Here is a 20,218-nt window from a genome sequence, read left to right as displayed (position 1 = left end):
ATGGGCGAGATTATATACACCTGCCCATTTTGGATACAGTTATCTATGCAATATTTTTCTCAACCCAGGCAGGAACACCTGCCAGGGCATCCGCCAGTTTTGATGGGTCGTTTCCGCCACCCTGGGCCATATCTGGACGACCGCCACCTTTACCGTCAACCTGAGCCGCCAGATGCTTCATCAAATCTCCGGCCTTGATCCTGCCAGTCGCCGATTTGGTGACACCGGCCACCAGTGTCACTTTGCCGTCTTCAACACTGGCCAGCACCACAACACCCTCGCCCAGCTTGTTCTTGAGTTGGTCGGCGGTTTCCATCAGCGCTTTGCGATCCGCGCCTTCCATTTCAGAGGCCACCACTTTAAGGCCAGCCACATCCACGGCAGAACTGGCCAGATCGCTACCAGCAGAGCTTGCCAGCTTCGCCTGGAGAGCATTGATGTCTTTCTCCAGCTGTCGATTACGATCCAGCGTCTGCTGAACTTTCTCGACCAGGGACTCACGCGAACCTTTGACCAGCTTTGCAGCTTCCCGCAGGGTTTGCTCGGTCTCCTCAACCCATTCCAGAGCGCCAAACCCAGTGACGGCTTCGATACGGCGAACGCCCGATGAAATACCGCTCTCCGATGTAATACGGAACAGCCCGATGTCGCCGGTACGCGCCACATGGGTGCCACCGCACAGTTCCACGGAGTATGCGTCAGAGCCCATGCTCAGGACTCGGACGGTATCGCCATACTTTTCACCGAACAGCGCCATGGCACCTTTGGCCTGGGCCTGTTCCATATCGGTGATTTCGGTCTCAACCGGGGTGTTACCCAATATTTGCTCATTAACCTGACGCTCGATTTCCCGCAACTGTTCCGGTGTTACCGCCTCAAAGTGGGAGAAGTCGAACCGCAGTTTGTCAGGATCTACCAGCGAGCCTTTTTGTGTAACGTGCTCGCCCAGCACATTACGGAGCGCGGCATGCATCAGGTGGGTTGCGGAGTGGTTCTTCTTGGTCCGCTCACGACGAGCGTGGTCGATGCGGGCATCCACTTCCAGACCCGGGAACAACTCGCCTTCAATCACGGTACCGATATGCAGGTGATTGCTGCCCTCTTTCTGGGTGTCGGTCACCTTGAAGCGGCCACCGCTCCAGGTCAGCAGGCCGGTATCGCCCACCTGACCGCCTGACTCCGCGTAAAACGGCGTGCGTTCCAGCACCAGAACCGCTTCATCGCCGGCTTGGGCCGTTTTCTCTTCACCACCCACTATCACGGTGCGAATGGTTTCGTGGCCGTCGATATGTTCGTAACCGGTAAACTCGGTAGACCCTTCAATGTTCAAACCGGCTGCATTGTAATCCATGCCGAATTTGCTCGCCGCGCGGGCACGCTCGCGCTGGCGCTCCATGGCTTTCTCGTAGCCATCGTAGTCCAGGGTCAGGCCACGCTCACGGGCAATGTCGTTGGTCAGGTCAACCGGGAAACCGTAGGTGTCGTACAGGGTAAAGATGGTTTCGCCCGGAATTTCGGAACTCTTGAGCGCCGCAATGTCCTGTTCAAGCAGGCGCAGGCCTTTGTCCAGAGTCTTGGCAAACTGTTCCTCTTCCTGCAGCAGCACCTTTTCAATCTGCTTGCGGCTGCTGACCAGTTGCGGGAAGGCACCGCCCATCAGCTCAACCAAAGCGCCAGTCAGCTTGTGGAAGAAAGGCTGTGTGGCACCCAGTTTGTTGCCGTGGCGCGCAGCCCGGCGGATGATGCGGCGCAGTACAAAGCCACGCCCTTCGTTGGACGGCATGACACCGTCAGAGATCAGGAAGGCACAGGAGCGGATGTGATCCGCCACTACGCGTAGCGACGCTTCTGTGGTTTCAACGCCGCCAAGGATGTCGGAGGCTGCATTGAGCAGGTCCTGCATCAGGTCAATTTCGTAGTTGCTGTGAACGCCCTGCAGCACCGCGGTGATGCGTTCCAGACCCATACCGGTATCCACCGAGGGCTTGGGCAGAGGCAGCATCTCACCGTCCGCCTGGCGGTTGTACTGCATGAACACCACGTTCCAGATTTCGATGTAGCGGTCACCGTCTTCTTCCGGGCTACCGGGAGGACCACCATCCACATCGGGACCGTGGTCGTAAAAGATTTCGGTACAGGGACCACAGGGACCGGTATCGCCCATCTGCCAGAAGTTGTCAGATGCGTATGGGGCACCCTTGTTGTCGCCAATCCGCACGATTCGATCTGCCGGAACACCAACTTCCTGATTCCAGATATCAAAGGCTTCGTCGTCGGACGCGTAAACGGTGACCCACAGCTTTTCCTTTGGCAGCTTCAGCCAGTCGTCGCCAGTCAGGAAGGTCCAGGCAAAATTGATGGCTTCACGCTTGAAGTAGTCGCCAAAGCTGAAGTTACCCAACATTTCGAAAAAGGTATGGTGGCGCGCTGTATAGCCTACGTTCTCAAGGTCATTGTGTTTACCACCTGCACGCACGCACTTCTGCGTGGTTGTCGCCCGGCTGTAATCGCGGGCTTCGCGACCCAGGAACACGTCTTTGAACTGGTTCATTCCCGCGTTGGTAAACAACAGGGTCGGGTCGTCCGCCGGCACCAGTGAACTGCTCGGCACAATAGTGTGGCCCTGCTGTTTGAAGTAATCGAGAAACGCCTGTCGCAACTCTGCGGTTTTCATAGCCCTTTGATACCCTTCTATAAACCCGTGCGGGTCCGCGTTTAAAGACACATACTTACATGCGCTTGCAAATCCGCTACTCTAGCACACGCCGAGAACAGGAAAAACGTGAAACATCACAGGAGAAGCCATGCCCCGCCGCTTTCATACCGCTGAGGAACTCCTTCCTCCCGCTGCATTCATCAAGCGACTGATGGCGGTGATTTACGATTCGTTGATCAGCATAGCGGTGCTACTGGTAACTACCTGGATGTACACCCTTGTAGCGGGTTGGGTCACCGGGTGGGACCAATATGAAGCCATGGCGGAAGCGGGGACTCTGAAGGCAGACCCACTGCTCACATTTGTGCTGTTCCTGGCGCTGTATCTGTTCTTTGGATACTTCTGGACCAAAAACGGCCAGACACTCGGCATGCAGGTGTGGCGTATTCGCATTGAAAACCTGGACGGCACGTCCGTGTCCTGGACACAGGCCCTGAAGCGATACGTGGCCGCGGCGGCTATCCTGTTCGTCGCGCTGCTGGGTGCCTATTACCTGAACGCAGCGACTCTCTTCGTGACTATTCCGGCGATCCTGGCGCTGTTCTACCCGATCAACGGGTTGTCGCTGACCGACCGCGCTTCTGGCAGTATCGTTGCCACTGTCCCCAAAGAGACTAAAAAGAAGTAGCTATCCGGCCCTTTTCATCAGTACCGCACCAACCACCGCATTAATCGCGATTGGCAGGACGATTGCCAGCACCGGGTTAAAGCCAAACACCAGGCTCATGGGGCCCAGCAGGTCCTGCATGTACTTGAACAATAGCCCCACAATCAGGCCCGTAAAAACCCGGAACCCCATGGTAACGGACCGGAGCGGGCCGAAAACGAAAGAAATCGCGACCAGCACCATGACTGCGGTGCCCAGTGGCATAAGCACTTTTTTCCAGAACGCCAGCCAGTAGTTGGCGGCATTCAGGCCCTGCTCTCCCAGATAGCTCGCGTAGGTATAGAGACCGGAGATCGCAAGGTCCTCCGGCTTTACAATCAGCACACTGAGAACGCTGGGCGACAGACCAGTTTCCCATCGCAGGGCCCGATGGGTTTCCTGGGTGGTTTTTTCACCGCTTAGCCTGGTAGTGGCCACGTTTTCCAACAGCCAGTGATCGCCCTGATAGATCCCTCTTTCAGCGAAACTGGCGGACACCAGCCAACGTTCCTCATCAAATCTGAACAGCGACACCCCGTGCAAGACGCCGTTGGGCTGAACCGCATTCAGATGCATGAACACATCACCCTCCCGGTGCCAGATGCCCGAGGCAGAAGCAATATTTTCACCCGCGCCCTGGGCCACGGTCTTCTGGCTTTGTGCCATCCGCTCAGCCGGTGGCGCGATGTACTCGCCAATCAGCACACCAAGAACCACCACCACCAAGGTCGGCTTCATGGCAGACCAGACAATCCGTTTGAGAGAAACGCCCGCGGCCCGGATAACCGTGAGCTCCGACGAACTCGCCATGGTGCCGAGGCCGACCAGGCACCCCATAAAGGCGCCAAGCGGGAGGTAGTCATAGATGCGCCGCGGCAATGTCATCAACACATAGAGCAACGCCTGGAGCGTCTGGTAATCGTTTTCCGCGTCGTCCAACTCGGCGATAAATGCGAAGATCAGGTCCAGGGAAAGCACCACAAGCATCACCAGGAACATGGCACCACCCACCGTGCTCATCACATAGCGATCGATCTTACGCATGTTGCCGCGCCTCCTTCAGCAGGCGCCGGCGGTAGAGCCAGGCAGGCCCGAACTGCAGCCATAACCCGAGGGCCAGAAACAGGGCGTGCACCCATAGCAACCCGATCCATTCGGGCACCTTGCCACCTTCAAGGGCATCACGGGCCACGATGAGCAAACCAAGGTAAGTGATATAGACCAGCATGGCCGGCAACAAGTGGAAGAATCGCCCCTGCCGGGGATTCACCCGGCTAAGGCGCACAGCCAGAAGGGTGACAATCGGCACGATGAGCGGCAGTGTGAACCGCCAGTGCAGCATGGCTCGGTGCTCCGGATCATCCGACGCCATCAAGGCGGAGGTCGCAAGCCCTTCCTCCAGCTCTTTCTCACCCGCACTGCCACTGCGGATCTTGAGCCCGTAGGCTTCGAACCCGGTGACGTCGTACGCCAGTTGCCCCGGCAAGCCTTCAAAACGGGCACCATCTTCGAGCACCAGGAAGCGGCTGCCGGTTTGCTCGTCAATAAACTGGGACCCTTCCCGGGCGGTAATGATGGTAAGCCCCTTGCCGTCTTCACTGTGCTCGGCAATGAACACTCCCTCAAGCCGACGCTTGTCTTCACTCAGCGCTTCCGTGTAAGTCACACGTTCGCCAGACGACAACGACTGGAAGCGCCCCGGTGCCAACATCTCAAACTCCGTCGCCTGGCGTTGCTCGTTGAATATCCCCTCGACTTTCTTCATGCCCCAGGGAGACACATAGAGGCTCATGGCCCCCACCACCAACATCACCGGAATACTGCCAAGAAGTGTTTTCATCAACAGCTGCTTGTCGCTCACACCACAGGCAAACAGCACCGTCATTTCACTTTCCAGGTACATGCGCCCGTACGCCAGCAGGATGCCAATGAAAAAGCCCAGGGGCAGGATCAGCTCCAGGAAACCGGGAAAACGGTAAGCCATAATCTGGAACAACACATCGCCCGCCAGCTCACCGGCAGCGGCTTCCGCCAGATACTTGATAAACCGGCCGCTCATGAACACCAGCAACAGAATGCCGGATACGGCAAGCATGCTGATGATCACCTGGCGGGTTAGGTATCGGAAAACGATGCTCAAATCGGTCTCTCAGAGCCGGATGCGACCGGAGTCGATGGAAATCGGGATTCGCCGTATTCTAAGTAACCTTGGTGCCGAATGACAGAGCACAGGCGTTAACAACCTGTCAGCGCTTGATAATTTACCCCCAAACCCCAATGCTATAGGCATTCGGACATTCAAGCCCGAGGCCGGGCCTGTCCTCCATCAGAATAACCAACGGGAGTTGCTATGAATTTTACTCTGAGCAGTAAGCCCATTTCGGATACCAAAGCGGATTGCCTGGTTGTTGCCCTGCCGGAAAAAGGTGACTGGCCTGCTTCCACGACCCAAGCAAACGAAGCCCTGGGCGGACTGATCAAGACCCTGCAGAAGAACGGGGATGCTACCGGTAAAAATGCAACCACCCTGCTCGTTCCACTCGAAGGCCAGCCCTGGGCTCGCCTGCTGGTCGTTGGCACCGGCGCCGACAAGGATCGCTCCCCCGCCAACTACCGCAAATCGCTGATCGCCATGGCCAGCCAGATCAAGGATGGCCCGTCCAAACACGTACTGGTCGGCCTGAGCGACACCCTTGTCACTGGTGACGACGCCACCAGTTCGGAAACGGCACGCCTGAACCTGATCGGCCGCACCCTGGAAGAGCAGTTCTACCGGTTCAGCGAATTCAAGAGCGAGAAACCATCACAACGCAAACTGACGAAGGTGACCGTTGCTGCCTCCTCCGCCGGAAAGGCCCTGAAGGACGCCTTCAATCTTGGTCTGGCAACCGGCCGTGGTATGAATTTCACCCGGGATTTGGGCAACACACCGCCGAATATCTGCCATCCCACCTGGCTGGCTGAGCAGGCTGAGAAACTGGCCAAAGACAACGACGTCATCAAGACCGACGTGCTGGACGAAAAGCAGATGCAAAAGCTGGGCATGCACAGCTTACTGTCCGTGTCTGCCGGCAGCGCCCAACCCGCCAAACTGATCGTAATGGAATACCGTGGCGGCAAGGCGAAAGACAAGCCTTACGTCCTCGTGGGCAAAGGCATTACCTTTGACACCGGCGGCATCAGCCTCAAGCCCGGCGAAGGCATGGATGAAATGAAGTACGACATGGGTGGCGCCGCCGCCGTGTTCGGCGCCATGAAAACCATTGCCGAGACCAAACCCAAAATCAACGTGGTTGCCGTAATCGCCGCCGCCGAGAACATGCCCAGCGGCACTGCGACACGCCCGGGTGACATTGTTACTTCCATGTCTGGCCAGACCATCGAAATCCTGAACACCGACGCAGAAGGCCGACTCGTACTGTGCGACGCCCTCACCTACGTCAAGAAATTCGACCCGGAAGTGGTCGTCGACATGGCCACACTGACTGGCGCCTGCATCATCGCCCTGGGCAGCCATGCCACCGGCCTGCTGAGCAACAACGACACCCTGGCCAACGAACTGCTGGCCGCTGGTGAACGCGCTGGTGACCGCGCCTGGCGCCTACCTCTGTGGGACGAATATCAGAGCCAGCTCGACAGCAACTTTGCTGACATGCAGAACATTGGTGGTCGCCCGGCCGGCACCATCACCGCTGCCTGCTTCCTGTCCCGGTTCACCAAGGACTACCCCTGGGCCCACCTGGACATTGCAGGTACTGCCTGGCTCTCCGGCAAAGCCAAAGGCTCGACTGGCCGCCCGGTACCTATGCTGGTCGACTACCTGATGTCACATGCAGGAAAGTAATCCGGGCTCACAGGATGAACGGAACCAGTCCTACTGGTTCCACATCCTCGCCCAGAACACCCCTGCGGCTCGCAATCTCCATACCGCCAAACTGGTGGACAAGGCGCGCCAGCAGGGAGACCGCGTGGGCGTCGTCTGTGACACCATGCAACAGGCTCAGGAACTGGACGACCTGCTCTGGAACTTCAGCCCCGAGGCTTTTATACCCCACAGCATCGTGCCGGACTCCGCCACGACCTGCACTGATCCCGTTGGGATATTGCTTTGCCAACCGGTAGCGGAAGACTGGGACACGGTGATCATCCTCTCATCCACCCTGCCTGCGGACGCAGACCGGTTTAAACGATTGGCGCTGGTTGCCCATAACGACGAAACGGTGTTGAGTCAGGCACGATCGCATTTCAAGCAGTTACGGGCATTGGGAATTGAGCCTCGAGTGCATGACCAAAGGAAGCGGTGAGACGTAAAACAGGCTCACAATCAAACCCAGGCAAAACCATTGAACACAGCCGAGACAACTCGGACTCCATAAGGGTATGGGGGTAGTTTGAATTTCGGACAGCAAAAAGGTGTCTGAGCGCAGCGAGTTCTTTTTCTTTCCGAAATTCAAACTACCCCCATGCCCCTGCACCCCAAGGTTCGCCGCAACCCAAGTGAGCATGTATAATCAGACGCCTTGAATTTCCCTTGTGAATCAACCAAACGGTCACCAGCAGAAACCCATGGAAAAAACCTACCAGCCAGAAAACATCGAGCGCCAGTGGTACGAAAACTGGGAGTCCAAAGGGTACTTCCGCCCCCGTTCAGAAAAGGCGGAGGGGGGCGAAGGCGAATCCTTCAGCATCGCCATCCCACCGCCCAACGTCACCGGCAGCCTCCACATGGGCCATGCGTTCCAGCACACCATTATGGACACGCTCACCCGATTCAAACGTATGCAGGGCCGCAATGCCCTTTGGCAGGTAGGCACCGACCACGCCGGTATCGCCACCCAGATGGTGGTTGAACGCAAGCTCGCGGCGGAAGAAGACAAAACCCGTCATGACCTTGGCCGGGAAGAATTCATCAAGCGCATCTGGGACTGGAAGGCACATTCCGGTGGCACTATCACCGGCCAAATCCGCCGTCTGGGTAACTCGGTGGACTGGGACCATGAGCGTTTCACCATGGACGACGGCTTCTACAAAGCCGTGCAGGAAGTGTTCATCCGCCTGTACGACGAAGGCCTGGTCTACCGTGGCAAGCGCCTGGTCAACTGGGACCCGAAGCTGCATACCGCCATTTCCGACCTTGAGGTCGAGAACAAGGAAGAGAAAGGCTTTTTCTGGCACCTTCGCTACCCGCTGGCCGACGGCGAAAAGACGCAGGATGGCAAGAGCTATCTAGTGGTGGCGACTACTCGCCCGGAAACCATGCTTGGCGATACTGCCGTGGCCGTGCACCCGGACGATGAGCGCTACCAGCACCTGATTGGCAAATTCGTTGACCTCCCGCTGGTAGGCCGACGCATTCCCATTCTCGCCGACACCCACGCCGACCCTGAAAAAGGCAGCGGCTGCGTCAAGATCACCCCCGCCCACGACTTTAACGACTACGCCGTGGGCAAGCGCAACAACCTGGTAATGATCAACGTCATGACCCAGGACGCCTGCATCCGCGATGTAGCCGAAGTGGTCAACGCCGATGGCACTGAAAACACCGATGTGGACGGCAGCCTGCCGGCTGCGTACGCCGGCCTCACCCGCGAACAGGCCCGCAAGCGGATTGTGGCGGATATGGATGCCGAAGGCCTGGTACAGGAAGTCGAAGACCACGTGCTGAGCGTGCCAAGGGGCGACCGCTCCGGCCTGATCATCGAACCCATGCTGACCGACCAATGGTTTGCCGATGCCAAAACCCTGGCAAAGCCGGCGATCGAAGCGGTCGAAGACGGTCGTATCCAGTTCGTGCCCAAGCAGTACGAAAACATGTACTTCGCCTGGATGCGGGATATCCAGGACTGGTGCATCTCCCGCCAACTGTGGTGGGGCCACCGTATTCCCGCCTGGTACGACGCCGAGGGCAATATCTACGTCGGTCGTAGTGAAGAGGAAGTGCGCCAGAAACACAACCTTGCCGCCGACCTGCAGCTAAACCAGGACGACGACGTGCTCGACACCTGGTTCAGCTCCGCCCTGTGGACCTTCGGCACCCTGGGCTGGCCGGAAATCACCGAGCGGCTGAAAACCTTCCACCCCACCAACGTTCTCGTGACCGGTTTTGACATCATTTTCTTCTGGGTGGCCCGGATGATCATGATGACGATGCACTTCATGAAAAACGAGGACGGCACCCCACAGGTACCGTTCAAGACCGTGTATGTGACCGGCCTGATCCGCGACGAGCACGGCGACAAGATGTCCAAGTCCAAGGGCAACGTGATTGACCCACTGGACATGATCGACGGCATCGAGCTCGATGACCTGCTGGAGAAACGCACTGGCAACCTGATGCAGCCCAAACTGGCCGAGAAGATCGGGAAGCGCACCCGGAAGGAGTTCCCGGAAGGCATTACCGCTCATGGTACGGATGCCCTGCGTTTCACCCTCTCCGCTATGGCGACCACCGGCCGCGACATCAACTGGGACATGAAGCGCCTTGAAGGCTATCGTAACTTCTGCAACAAGCTGTGGAACGCTGCCCGTTACGTGCTGATGAACACCGAGGGCGAGGATTGCGGCGTCAACGGTGAGGCCGTGGAATTGTCGCTGGCAGACCGCTGGATCATCAGCGAGCTGCAAACCTGCGAGCAGGACGTGATCCGCCATCTTGACCAGTACCGGTTCGACCTGGCCGCGTACGCCCTGTATGAGTTCATCTGGAACGAATACTGCGACTGGTACCTGGAACTCTCCAAGCCGGCGTTGAACGACGACAACGCCAGTGCGGAAGCCAAACGTGGCACCCGCCGCACCCTGGTACGGGTGCTGGAAGCGGTCCTTCGCCTGGCGCACCCGATGATGCCGTTCATCACCGAAGAAATCTGGCAGCGCATCGCACCTCTGGCCGGTAAGAGTGGTGACAGCATTATGCTGCAACCCTTCCCCCAGCCAGATGCCAACAAGCAGGACTCTGCGGTTGCCGCCGATATTGAATGGCTGAAAGGCGTGATTGTCGCTGTTCGGAATATCCGCGGCGAGATGAACATCTCCCCGGCAAAAGCCATCCCGGTGCTTCTGCGTGGTAAAAACCCAGACGACAAACGCCGCTTGGACGAGAACCGACAGTTCCTGTCATCACTGGCGCGCCTGGACAGCCTGGAATGGTTTACCGAAGGCGAAGCCCCCATGTCAGCCACCCAATTGGTTGGCGAGATGGAAGTGCTGGTGCCCATGGCCGGTCTGATTGACAAGGATGCCGAACTCAAGCGACTGGACAAGGAACTGGAGCGACTGCAAAAAGAAGTTGGCCGACTGGAAGGAAAACTTGGCAACGAGAAATTCACTGCCAAGGCGCCCGCAGAGGTGGTAGAAAAAGAGAAGGAAAAGCTCAGCGATGCCCAGGGCAGCATGAGCCGGCTCAGCGAGCAGCGGGCCGCCATCGAGGCCATGTAACCCGTGGCCGAGGCAGGGAAGAATCAGGGTCTGTCCGGGAATGGCCGCATTGCCATTCTCGGAGCAGGCTCCATGGGCCAACTCTGGGCGGGCTACCTGCCCACCGGGACGGTAACGTTTATCCCTCGTCGCAAGGTTACCCCGGAAACAGGTAACCCCGCACTGACTTACACGTTCCGGCGGTTCGAAGGCCCGGAGGAAGTTGTCACAGTTCCCTACCTGCTCGCCACCGAGGCACCCCCCTCACTGTTGATGGTCACCACGAAGGCGGGCGATACGCTCGGTGCCATTGAATCCAACCTCCATGACCTTTCCCCAGATACTCCCATCGTCCTGTTCCAGAACGGCTTGGGCTGCCAGCAAGCGGTCGCCGAGCGTTGGCCACAACGACCGATCCTGGCCGCCAGCACCACCGAAGGAGCGAACCGCCCAGCACCAGGCTGCACAGTCCACGCCGGCAAAGGCGAAACCTGGGTTGGCCCATTAACCAAGAGTGCGACGACGCATCTGACGCAGGTAGTAACGGCGCTTGGCACCAGCGGGTTAACGGTTCATGCAGAGCAAGACATTCAGAGGCGGCTGTGGGACAAACTGATCATCAATGCGGGTATCAATGCCTTTACGGCAATCCTCGACTGCCCTAATGGTGACATCCTCACGGACCCGTTCTACCGGGAACACATCGATGAGTTGTGCGACGAAATCTCGAAGGTGATGAAGGAGGATATCGGAAAAGTCCTGCCATCAATCACAATTCGCGAACGCATCGAAACGGTTGCCCGCAAAACGGCGCGGAATACCTCATCCATGCGCAGCGACAGGCGGCGGGGCCGCCCTACCGAAATTGACTTTATCAATGGGTACATCGTCGGGCGCGGGCATGCGCTGGGCGTTGATGTTCCGACAAACCAGATGCTGACAAACCGTATTAAACAGCTATCGCCATAGATGTCAGGAGCATACCATTCAGATCCCGAATGTCAGACCCTGAACGCTTCCACGAGACGCTGCAGGGATGCAGTCAGTTGTGACATTTCCCGTGACGATGCCAGGGTTTCCTCGGCGTTATCTGCCGTTTTCTCACCCAGGACACTGATCTGTTCAACGTTGGTATTGACGTTCTTCGCCACGGCAGACTGCTCCTCAGCCGCCTGTGCGATCTGGTGGCTCATATCAACAATGGTCGAAATCCCCTGGGCAATCCGGTCCAGCGCTTCCGTCACTTCCGCCGATTTCTTCACCGTGGTTTCAGTCACGTCATGGCTGTTGGTCATGGCCGCAACGGCTTCCTTCACGCCGCTCTGCAACCGGGTGATCATACCCTCGATTTCTTCAGTCGATTTGTGGGTACGCTGTGACAGTGAACGTACTTCGTCTGCCACCACCGCAAAACCACGGCCCTGCTCACCGGCGCGCGCAGCCTCGATGGCCGCATTCAATGCCAGGAGATTGGTCTGCTCCGCAATCGCCTTGATTTCGACCAGAACCTGGCTGATGTTATCGCTGTCGGCGTTTACCCGGTTGATGACATCAACCGCGCCGGAGATTTCGGTGGCAAGACGGTTGATGGTGGCGACGGTATCCGCAACCACTCCGCGGCCTCTCTCGGTATCCTCTTCAGCCGCGCCAGCGCTATCAGACACGCGATGAGCACTCTCAGTGACCTCATTGACCGCTTCCACCATCTGGTTCATGGCTTCGTTGATCTGGCCAGACTCCTCCATCTGCCGCGCAACGGCCTCACTGTTCGCAGCCGCGGTATCGTTGACACGAGTGGCCTGCCGATCGACGTCAGATGTAGTGCTACTCACTGAGCGGATCAATTCGGCAATCCGGTCCGTCATGTTGTTGAACTCGGTAGTCAGCTCACCCAATTCATCACGATTATCCAATTGGATGTGAGTTGTCATATCGCCCTCAGCCACGGACCTTGCTGCCGTGCTGAAACGATTAATAGCCGTGCGTACCGACATAAAGAAGCCGACGTAGAGGTAAACCACCACTAACAGGACAATTACCAATGCGGCAATAATCAACTGCCGTTGCTGCAGCTCGCCCTCCAGGCGTGAGTTCAGGTTTGCGCCAACGACGTCAAAAATTCCAGCCTTGAGCGCATCGTAATGGGCAAGCTGGTTTTCGATGGTGCGGTTGAAATCCCGCCAGGGTAACTCGAGGCGCATGGGCGTGATGATGTTGGCATCCAGCTCGTCACGCACAACCACCAGACTCTCGAGAATGCCCTCGACAGCATCACCTGTCATTTTCTCCAGGGTCGGCGATGCGTCCATCGATACGGTCAGTGCAGGCCCGAGCAGTGATGCGCGGTTGGTCAGTTCGTCATAGATTTCATTAAGAGCGTCACTGAGGTTGTAACCCACCTGCCCGTCGATGAGCGCAAAGGTCCCGAACGTCCTGGCCCGGCCAATGATGCTGCGGGCATCCGGCAGCGACTCACGCAAAAGCCCCAGAAGCAGCAGGTTTTCCCGGGATGCGTCCTGCCCCAGGCCGGAAATTTCAATGGTCGCGGACAAGAGCGCCCGCACTTTCTGGACGAACTCCTGATAATACTTGAACTGGGGGTCGATATTGCCCTGATAACTGTCAGTCGACTTGAGTGTTTGCCACTCTTCCACCAGCATCGCCACCTGCTGGGACCAGTTACCGGACTCATCAAAATGAGCCTCTGTGTTAACCAGTTCCTCAAGAATTCTATCAATCGTTTCTGACGACTCTGCGGACTGTGAGAGCAGTTCATTGTCATCCTTGATCTTGCCGGGGGCACGAAAATCCCGGTATGCCATGGACTCTGCCAGCAGCGTATCCACCTTTTCGAGCTGCTCCAATCCCTCCACGCCCCGGGTCATGGTATCAACCGACCGGTTCAGTTCACTGATAACCAACCAGGAAAGGGCAATAATGGGAAGCAGGAACAACACACTGATCAGGCTGAATTTGTAGAACATCGGCAGCCGATTCATCAGCGCTACTGCAGGCTTGATAAGCTGGTTCACGTGTACCCCCACAGAAAGCATCGAAAGGATGGAACTTTATTTTATTTGTTTATATTGTCGACTAAAGTACTACAAACTTGAGTGTTTTTCGGCGTAAAAATGTAATTTTTGTCAAAATGTCGTGATCAGCGCACACCGGCAATAACCAGCAGCGCAAGGATGCAGATCCAGACCAGCATGCTTCGGTTCAGCAAATCCCGGATGGCCTCCAGGCTGCGACCACCAAAGCCCGCCCATTCGTCCGGATGGATCTTTGAGAACCGTTCCGGGTCCAGTGCATAGCCCGTCAATGCCGCGCTCGCGGCGCCCATCAATAGCTGGTTGGTTCTGAGGCTAAAATCAAACAGTCTTCGTTTTCCTTCTTTCATCCAGCCGGCAAGATCACCTGCGACTCCAAACGTGAAGGACAGTAGTCGTGAGGGAAGCCAATTGAGTATCTCCGCCAGCGCGGCAAACCCTGGTCTCGCTGCCACCTGCGGCCAGTGATCCCTTAACGCGACAACTCCCCTCGCAAAGAAGGCAGCCGCAATACCGCCAACGGCATACCAGAAAGCGACCAGAAAAAAACGCTCGAAGACGCTGACCATCAGCGTTCGTGACAAAGCCAGATGCATCTCATCGGGCGACGTTGCCGCGCCCCGTTCCTCAGCCGGTAAAATATCCATAACGTGATGCCAAGCGGACTGCATGTCGCCCCTGGCCCAGGATTCGCTGTAAACCTCCAGGCGCGCCCGCCAACCCGGCGCACCCATCAACAACACCATCAACAAAAACTCCAATGGATACGCGGCCATGCGCCAGCCAATGGTGTGCAGATAGTACTCCCCGGCGGCCAGAATCAGCGAGGGCACAAGAATAATAACCAGCCCCTTCCATAGGCCTGCCTCGTTACCAGACCTTTCAGCGCCTCCCCGGTTAAACGCGGAACGCCACAACGGCTCAGAAGACCAGGCGTTGGCCGCATCCAGCTTGCGTCTCACCAGGTAAGCGAGCAGAAACACCACCAATACCATCAGTTATCCGCTCCGTTGCCATGCCCTGTACCAAGCAGTTGCCGATATCGGGGCCAGTCAAAAGCCGGGCCCGGATCGGTTTTGCGACCGGGTGCGATATCGCTGTGCCCGGTGATCCTCTCTGGCGTGATGGCCGGCCACGATTTCATGATTAATGCTGACACCTCAGCAAGCACCTCATACTGAGCTGCGGTGTATGGAATGTCATCCGCGCCCTCCAGCTCAATGCCGATTGAATAATCGTTGCACTCTTCCAGGCCCTGAAAGCAGGACCGCCCGGCATGCCACGCGCGCTCCAACAAGCTGACGAACTGAAGGCATTCGCCATCCCGGCGGATCAACAGGTGTGACGAAACCTTCATATCGGCGATGGTCTCGAAATAGGGGTGCTCTGAGGGGGACAGTTGGTTGCAGAAAAACCGTTCGATGGCATCGCCTCCGAACTGCCCGGGAGGAAGGCTGATATTATGAACAACCAACAGGGATATTGCCGCCCCTTCGGGGCGTTTGCCAAAATTTGGAGACGGGCACCAACGGGCGCCGGCTACCCGACCGGTCGTCCGTAATCCGGCGACAGCCGGTGGCGACAGGTCAATGGTGTTGCGCGAAGGGATGGTTTCAGACAATGTGGTTCCAACAGGCCGGGGCGAACAGACCGGACCACCGATGCGTTCGCCGTTGTTGCTTTGATGCCCCTGATTGAAGCACAAAGTCTCCGGTCTTGCTATACGATCAGTCCTTGCGGCTACTGCGAAGGTTGTCGATGATGGATTCCAGCGCCCGGTCGAATATCAGGCCGTCGTCCAACATGGAGATCTCATCCGCAGCGAGCGCCAGTGCAAGGTTTTCACGCTGATATTCCGCCACTTTGGCACCACTGCGATTAACGAAGATGTACTTGCCCGTCGCCTTGATAAACGCGGCCAGCTTGCAGCGTGTTTTGTTGCCATCACGGGTCAGCTCAACCCAGGAGCCAACACGAAGGCCATCAGCCCGCTCCAGCCATTGAAGCTCGACATTTGCCCCGGAGCTCTCGGCCAATTCCTCTGCGGCCGGCTCTTCAGGGCTTGGCACGGGGCTAGCAGATACAGACGTGGTGGCATCCGAGGGCTCGGAGGCGCCTGCCATTACGCCCTCAGTCGTTCGCTCCACTTTCTCTGGAGCTTTGGGCGCGGTATCCGACATATCCCTGGAGACCACAGACGGTTCCGCCTCCACCTTTTGGGGCGCAGCCTGAGGTTCAGGTTCGGGCGCCACAGCAGGGCGGGTTGTGGTGACAAGGCGCTGGAACACATCCACGTGGGCCAGTTCAAGGTCTCTTATGGCGGCATCGGTGGCAAATGGGTCCCACGAAATTTCCTGCAGGGCGTTTCTCAGACCGTCCACGATTCCCGGAATCGACCGCAGCAGCTCGCTGCGAGTGTTGTCGTTGATGGGCCTGGGATCAACACTCCATACGAGTTGCCGGGTAAGGTCACATGCCTCATCCCAGCGCTCACTGTCTTCACCCTCACGCAGCACGATCCACTGTAGATACTTTGCCCACGCCTCATTCAACAGTGTGACGACCGGAGGAGACAGATCCCGACCGGTAATCTGTTCGTTCAGCAGGTTCTCAGACGCTTTGGATGCCCGCTCCTGCTTGGCCCTGCCTTCCTCAGCATCACGCAGACGCTGCTCCACGAGCTCCCTGCGACGACGGTCCAAATCCATGAAATGGCCGAAATCGCTGAGCAACTCACTGAAAATATCGACGTTGTCGGTAAATTCGTTAAGCACGCGATCAACCACCGACTCGATCTTGTCTCGTAGCGGATCACGCTGGCCGGCCTTTTTCTCGGTCCAACCGATAGCAGACATGGCCAGTTCATTCAGCAGCTTCCGTACCGGATGTCCGCCCCGGTTAAAGAAATTGTTGTCGCTCAACGCCACCTTGAGTACGGGAATCTGAAGGCGCCCGATCACGGACTTCATCACCGGATGGAGCTGACGGTCTTCCAGGATAAAATCAAACAACATCGACACGAGATTGATAACGTCGCTGTCCACTTGGCCGACATCATGTTTCTTCCCGGTTTCCGACCGGAACACCTGCTGTAGTTGCTCTGACAGAGGCACAACCTCACCCTGCCCCCAATGGACTGACTGAGACTGGATTTCGTGAAGCCGTGTCATCAGTGTACGGGTATCGAGCGCGCCGGCGCTGGGCACACCACTGTTTTCTGTGCCGTACTCGCTCGAACTCTGCCCCTGGTGCAACAGAGCACTCAGTTCAGAAAACGTTGCCCGCACATCGTCGGACGGCGTCGTGAGCGGCCCCGACGCATCTGACTCCGAGCTCGCTGACAGCGTCCCAGCAGTCCGCCCCCCAGCCGGGGCGGATTTGCCAGACGCGCCCTGGCCACCGACCGGCGGGCGACGCATGTCGGGCAGCACCCCTTCGGCGATCAGGGTTTTGTTGGCATCCTTGTAGAAATCACCCAGAACCCCCACCAGTAAGCGGTCGAACAGTTTAAGCACCACCAGCTTGGCACGGATATCGATATCCAGATCGGAACAGGCTTCCGCAACCCCTCCGCAGATCACCTCCGGGCTCAGGGGCATCTGGCTATCTTCCAGACGCACCGAGGGCAGCAGGTGAGCAACCCGCACATTCAGCAGGCGTATAACCTCCGCGTGTTGGTTGCGCAGTTTGTTGATCAGGTTGTCGATGGCGACCTGCTGCTCCAGATCGGAATGGTCCAGCAACGCCAGCGAGTCCTGGTCCACCTCATCCAGGGTGCCACTGCCACCACCCGGCTTGAACGAGCCGATGTCATTGAACGCGCGGCTGACGTACTGCAGCACCGACACGGTCATGTTCTTGCGCCGCAGCCTCAACTCACGCATGGCGTCAAAGTACGCGGTCTGATCCTGGTTGGTTCCAGCCTTGTCCGCCAGCTCAAAAAGCGCGTCGTCCGCTTTGTCGAAAAAACCAGACAGTACAGACTTCAGTGACTGACCCGATACGTCACGCAGGCGCACCAGAGAGCCCGGCAGGGAAAACCTGTCAGGAAGCTTCTGGCCTTTGAGACTTACAACCTTGTTATCCTGCGCCATTCGGCTGCTCCGGGTGATAGCTGGAGAAATGTGTTATTGCACATCTTAGGCCTTACCCACGTCACCTTGTGTCAGAATTTGTCACCTTTTGTGTCTAAGTGATGGTTGTCACAGTTTAGCACCCCCACCTTTCCACGTTTGGCGAATCTGGCTGTGGCCTATAGAATCACAACCGCACACCCAACGTGCCTCCAAACCGCCACTGAACAACCGGAAATTCTGCCATGATTCCAGCCGAACTGCTTCGCCAGTCCCGCATTGAAACCGTTGCACAAAGCCTGCGTGAAGACATTGGAGATGGCGACATTACTGCCATGCTGATTCCACAAGCGCGCATCAGTCGCGGACATGTCATTACCCGGGATGCCGCAACCATTGCCGGACGCGCATGGGTTGAGGAGGTGTTCCGGCAGGTGGACCCGGGGGTCACCCTGAGCTGGCAGGTGCAGGACGGAGACGAGGCAAGCCCCGGCCAATCGCTGTTTTCCATGGAAGGCCCGGCTCGCAGCCTGCTCACCGCCGAGCGCTCAGCCCTGAACTGGCTGCAGTTGCTGTCCGGCGTTGCCACCACATGTGCCGGCCATGCCCGCCGTGTCGCCCATACCGGTGTTCAGCTACTGGATACCCGCAAGACCTTGCCTGGCCTGCGACTGGCGCAGAAATACGCGGTCACCTGCGGTGGCTGCCATAACCATCGCATTGGTCTGTGGGATGCCTTCCTGATCAAGGAAAACCACATTGCCGCCTGTGGCTCCATTGCGGATGCCGTCAGAGAGGCCCGCCGACTTGCCCCTGGCCGGCCGGTGGAAGTGGAAACCGAAAATCTGGAAGAACTGGATCAGGCCCTGGCCGCAGGCGCGGACATCATCATGCTGGATGAATTCTCACTGGAGGATATGCGCCAGGCGGTTATTCAAACGGCTGGCGCCGCAAAGCTGGAAGCGTCCGGCGGCGTCAACAGCGAGACACTGGTGCCGATTGCCGAGACCGGTGTCGACTATATCTCTATCGGAGCACTGACCAAGGATGTCAGGGCGGTGGATCTGTCCATGCGCCTGGACACTCACGACTGATTCGGCCGGAGGCCCGGTTCACACGCTCAGGGTTGATTATACGCTCAGGGCTAATTACACGCTCAGGGCTGTCCGGACAGCAGGCGGTCCATTTCTTCCAGCTTGCTAATCAGGGCGGCCCCGGACTCTTCCCTGCCCCGGAAGTGCTCTTCCGCCATCGGTGCCATACCTGACACCTGAGGCAGGGGCTGACCGCCCTCAATCAACACTTTCATGCGGCTGACAAAGACGAACTGCAACCACTGGGTAAACTCCAGCGTGTCCACGGCAAACGGCTGAGCACTCTGCAGCGCCTCTGGCGATGGCGGCTCACTCTCCCACGCATCAATTCGCCGCAACTCAATCTCTATCTGAAGCAGGCTGTCCGCGACACGGGTGGTATGGTCGGACGAATTCGCCATAGATACGCTCACTCTCAATCTGCCAGGGGTTCCAGTTCAACGGTTTCGCCATGAAGCACTCGGTACAGGTCTTCATACTGCCGAGTCAGCGGATGTTTCGGTGCCATATGAATCAACGGTTGCCGGCTCTGGTGCGACTCCTTCATCTTCACCGAGCTGGACAACCTCACCGGCAATACGGGCAGGCCCTCGTCCATCAGCTCACGCACCAGCTTCTTTGGCAGGCTGGCGCGGGGCTGGAACTGGTTTGCGACAATACCTTCGACCACGAGGTCTTCGTTGTGGTCTTCCTGCAGCTCCTGAATCTCGTGAAGGATGCTGTAGAGAGCCTGACGGGAAAAATCATCGCAATCGAAAGGGATCAGGCATCGCTGCGCCGCAATCAATGCGGATCGAGTGTAGAAATTGAGCGCCGGCGCCGTATCAATGTAGATTTCGTCAAACGACTCACCGAGCTTCTTCAGTGCTTCTCTCAGCTTGTAAATCTTGTGCTTGGCTTCCAGTTTGCGCTCCAGAAAATCCAGTTCCGGGCTGGAAGGCATAACAAACAAGTTGTCGAAGGGAGAGGCGTGGACAAACTCGTCAGCGCGCCGATTAAACACGGTAAACGCTACCGTCTGCTCAAGGTAGTCGGCAATGGTATCCTTGAGCTCGCCCGCGGGCCTACCCAGCAGGTAGTGGGTGGAATTACCCTGGGGATCAAGATCGACAACCAGTGTTCGTTTGCCCCGGGCGGCGCTGATCGCGGCCAGGTTGCAGGTGATACTGGACTTGCCGACGCCACCTTTCTGGTTAAACACTACTCGTCTCATGCTGCTTCCT

The 20,218-nt window shown here is 57.6% G+C and carries 15 protein-coding genes; 6 read left to right on the top strand and 9 right to left on the bottom strand.

Going from position 1 to position 20,218, the window contains the following annotated elements:
* Positions 1-43 precede the first annotated feature (43 nt).
* Positions 44-2,674, bottom strand: a complete 2,631-nt coding sequence (gene alaS / locus AAGD24_RS08835; RefSeq protein ID WP_075195260.1) for an alanine--tRNA ligase — start codon at positions 2,672-2,674, stop codon at positions 44-46.
* Between the two features lie 130 nt (positions 2,675-2,804).
* Here alaS and AAGD24_RS08830 point away from each other — a divergent pair, with 130 nt between their 5' ends.
* Entirely contained in the window at positions 2,805-3,344 is a 540-nt protein-coding gene (locus tag AAGD24_RS08830) for an RDD family protein (protein WP_036206731.1), read from the top strand.
* On the opposite strand, the gene lptG is transcribed toward AAGD24_RS08830, so the two are convergent.
* Together lptG and lptF are read right to left on the bottom strand one after the other, a co-directional pair.
* Positions 3,345-4,406, bottom strand: coding sequence for an LPS export ABC transporter permease LptG (lptG, locus tag AAGD24_RS08825; RefSeq protein ID WP_041335024.1), 1,062 nt, complete (start codon positions 4,404-4,406; stop codon positions 3,345-3,347).
* On the bottom strand, positions 4,399-5,502 hold the full coding sequence (lptF, locus tag AAGD24_RS08820) for an LPS export ABC transporter permease LptF (RefSeq protein WP_085681073.1): 1,104 nt from the start codon (positions 5,500-5,502) through the stop codon (positions 4,399-4,401). Before lptF ends, lptG begins: the two co-directional genes overlap by 8 nt.
* Before the next feature lie 210 nt (positions 5,503-5,712).
* Between lptF and AAGD24_RS08815 the strand changes: the two genes are divergently transcribed.
* The 4 genes from AAGD24_RS08815 (at position 5,713) to AAGD24_RS08800 (ending at position 11,747) form a co-directional block, all read left to right on the top strand.
* The gene (locus tag AAGD24_RS08815; RefSeq protein ID WP_075195263.1) at positions 5,713-7,206 is read left to right on the top strand and encodes a leucyl aminopeptidase; all 1,494 of its coding nucleotides are present in this window, start codon (positions 5,713-5,715) and stop codon (positions 7,204-7,206) included.
* A complete protein-coding gene (locus tag AAGD24_RS08810) occupies positions 7,193-7,666 on the top strand; it encodes a DNA polymerase III subunit chi (RefSeq protein ID WP_085681075.1) in 474 nt (157 codons plus the stop codon). Before AAGD24_RS08815 ends, AAGD24_RS08810 begins: the two co-directional genes overlap by 14 nt.
* 262 nt (positions 7,667-7,928) lie before the next feature.
* Entirely contained in the window at positions 7,929-10,799 is a 2,871-nt protein-coding gene (locus tag AAGD24_RS08805) for a valine--tRNA ligase (protein WP_379867141.1), read from the top strand.
* 3 nt (positions 10,800-10,802) lie between these two features.
* Positions 10,803-11,747, top strand: a complete 945-nt coding sequence (locus AAGD24_RS08800) for a ketopantoate reductase family protein (protein WP_379867139.1) — start codon at positions 10,803-10,805, stop codon at positions 11,745-11,747.
* Positions 11,748-11,779: 32 nt separating this feature from the next.
* Here the strand turns inward: AAGD24_RS08800 and AAGD24_RS08795 are convergent, their stop codons facing one another.
* From AAGD24_RS08795 to AAGD24_RS08780, 4 genes are all read right to left on the bottom strand, one after another.
* On the bottom strand, positions 11,780-13,831 hold the full coding sequence (locus tag AAGD24_RS08795; RefSeq protein WP_379867137.1) for a methyl-accepting chemotaxis protein: 2,052 nt from the start codon (positions 13,829-13,831) through the stop codon (positions 11,780-11,782).
* A gap of 104 nt (positions 13,832-13,935) precedes the next feature.
* On the bottom strand, positions 13,936-14,823 hold the full coding sequence (locus AAGD24_RS08790) for a regulatory signaling modulator protein AmpE (RefSeq protein WP_085681081.1): 888 nt from the start codon (positions 14,821-14,823) through the stop codon (positions 13,936-13,938).
* Positions 14,823-15,449 carry a 1,6-anhydro-N-acetylmuramyl-L-alanine amidase AmpD gene (ampD, locus tag AAGD24_RS08785; RefSeq protein WP_379867135.1) on the bottom strand — a complete coding sequence of 209 codons (627 nt, stop codon included), beginning with the start codon at positions 15,447-15,449 and terminating at the stop codon, positions 14,823-14,825. The genes AAGD24_RS08790 and ampD overlap by 1 nt, the downstream gene beginning before the upstream one ends.
* Before the next feature lie 106 nt (positions 15,450-15,555).
* Positions 15,556-17,922, bottom strand: coding sequence for a DUF1631 domain-containing protein (locus AAGD24_RS08780; RefSeq protein ID WP_379867133.1), 2,367 nt, complete (start codon positions 17,920-17,922; stop codon positions 15,556-15,558).
* A 224-nt stretch (positions 17,923-18,146) separates the two neighbouring features.
* Here AAGD24_RS08780 and nadC point away from each other — a divergent pair, with 224 nt between their 5' ends.
* Positions 18,147-18,995: a carboxylating nicotinate-nucleotide diphosphorylase gene (nadC, locus tag AAGD24_RS08775; RefSeq protein WP_379867131.1), complete on the top strand. Its 849-nt coding sequence runs from the start codon at positions 18,147-18,149 to the stop codon at positions 18,993-18,995.
* 62 nt (positions 18,996-19,057) lie between these two features.
* Here the strand turns inward: nadC and AAGD24_RS08770 are convergent, their stop codons facing one another.
* On the bottom strand, positions 19,058-19,396 hold the full coding sequence (locus AAGD24_RS08770) for a YqcC family protein (RefSeq protein WP_036206702.1): 339 nt from the start codon (positions 19,394-19,396) through the stop codon (positions 19,058-19,060).
* Between the two features lie 14 nt (positions 19,397-19,410).
* Positions 19,411-20,208: a ParA family protein gene (locus AAGD24_RS08765; protein WP_036206700.1), complete on the bottom strand. Its 798-nt coding sequence runs from the start codon at positions 20,206-20,208 to the stop codon at positions 19,411-19,413.
* Positions 20,209-20,218: the final 10 nt, after the last annotated feature.

The sequence above is a fragment of the Marinobacter sp. M5B genome, from assembly GCF_042604615.1.
GTDB classification, from domain to species: Bacteria; Pseudomonadota; Gammaproteobacteria; order Pseudomonadales; family Oleiphilaceae; genus Marinobacter; species Marinobacter salarius.
This window is presented reverse-complemented; position numbering and strand designations above follow the sequence as displayed.

What these genes read in the sequence shown, in the direction of transcription:
- alaS (WP_075195260.1), bottom strand. Translation starts at nt 2,674, where the DNA reads ATGAAAACCGCAGAGTTGCGACAGGCGTTTCTCGATTACTTCAAACAG.
- AAGD24_RS08795 (WP_379867137.1), bottom strand. Translation starts at nt 13,831, where the DNA reads ATGCTTTCTGTGGGGGTACACGTGAACCAGCTTATCAAGCCTGCAGTA.
- lptG (WP_041335024.1), bottom strand. Translation starts at nt 4,406, where the DNA reads ATGCGTAAGATCGATCGCTATGTGATGAGCACGGTGGGTGGTGCCATG.
- AAGD24_RS08830 (WP_036206731.1), top strand. Translation starts at nt 2,805, where the DNA reads ATGCCCCGCCGCTTTCATACCGCTGAGGAACTCCTTCCTCCCGCTGCA.
- AAGD24_RS08815 (WP_075195263.1), top strand. Translation starts at nt 5,713, where the DNA reads ATGAATTTTACTCTGAGCAGTAAGCCCATTTCGGATACCAAAGCGGAT.
- AAGD24_RS08810 (WP_085681075.1), top strand. Translation starts at nt 7,193, where the DNA reads ATGCAGGAAAGTAATCCGGGCTCACAGGATGAACGGAACCAGTCCTAC.
- nadC (WP_379867131.1), top strand. Translation starts at nt 18,147, where the DNA reads ATGATTCCAGCCGAACTGCTTCGCCAGTCCCGCATTGAAACCGTTGCA.
- AAGD24_RS08805 (WP_379867141.1), top strand. Translation starts at nt 7,929, where the DNA reads ATGGAAAAAACCTACCAGCCAGAAAACATCGAGCGCCAGTGGTACGAA.
- AAGD24_RS08790 (WP_085681081.1), bottom strand. Translation starts at nt 14,823, where the DNA reads ATGGTATTGGTGGTGTTTCTGCTCGCTTACCTGGTGAGACGCAAGCTG.
- AAGD24_RS08780 (WP_379867133.1), bottom strand. Translation starts at nt 17,922, where the DNA reads ATGGCGCAGGATAACAAGGTTGTAAGTCTCAAAGGCCAGAAGCTTCCT.
- AAGD24_RS08765 (WP_036206700.1), bottom strand. Translation starts at nt 20,208, where the DNA reads ATGAGACGAGTAGTGTTTAACCAGAAAGGTGGCGTCGGCAAGTCCAGT.
- AAGD24_RS08770 (WP_036206702.1), bottom strand. Translation starts at nt 19,396, where the DNA reads ATGGCGAATTCGTCCGACCATACCACCCGTGTCGCGGACAGCCTGCTT.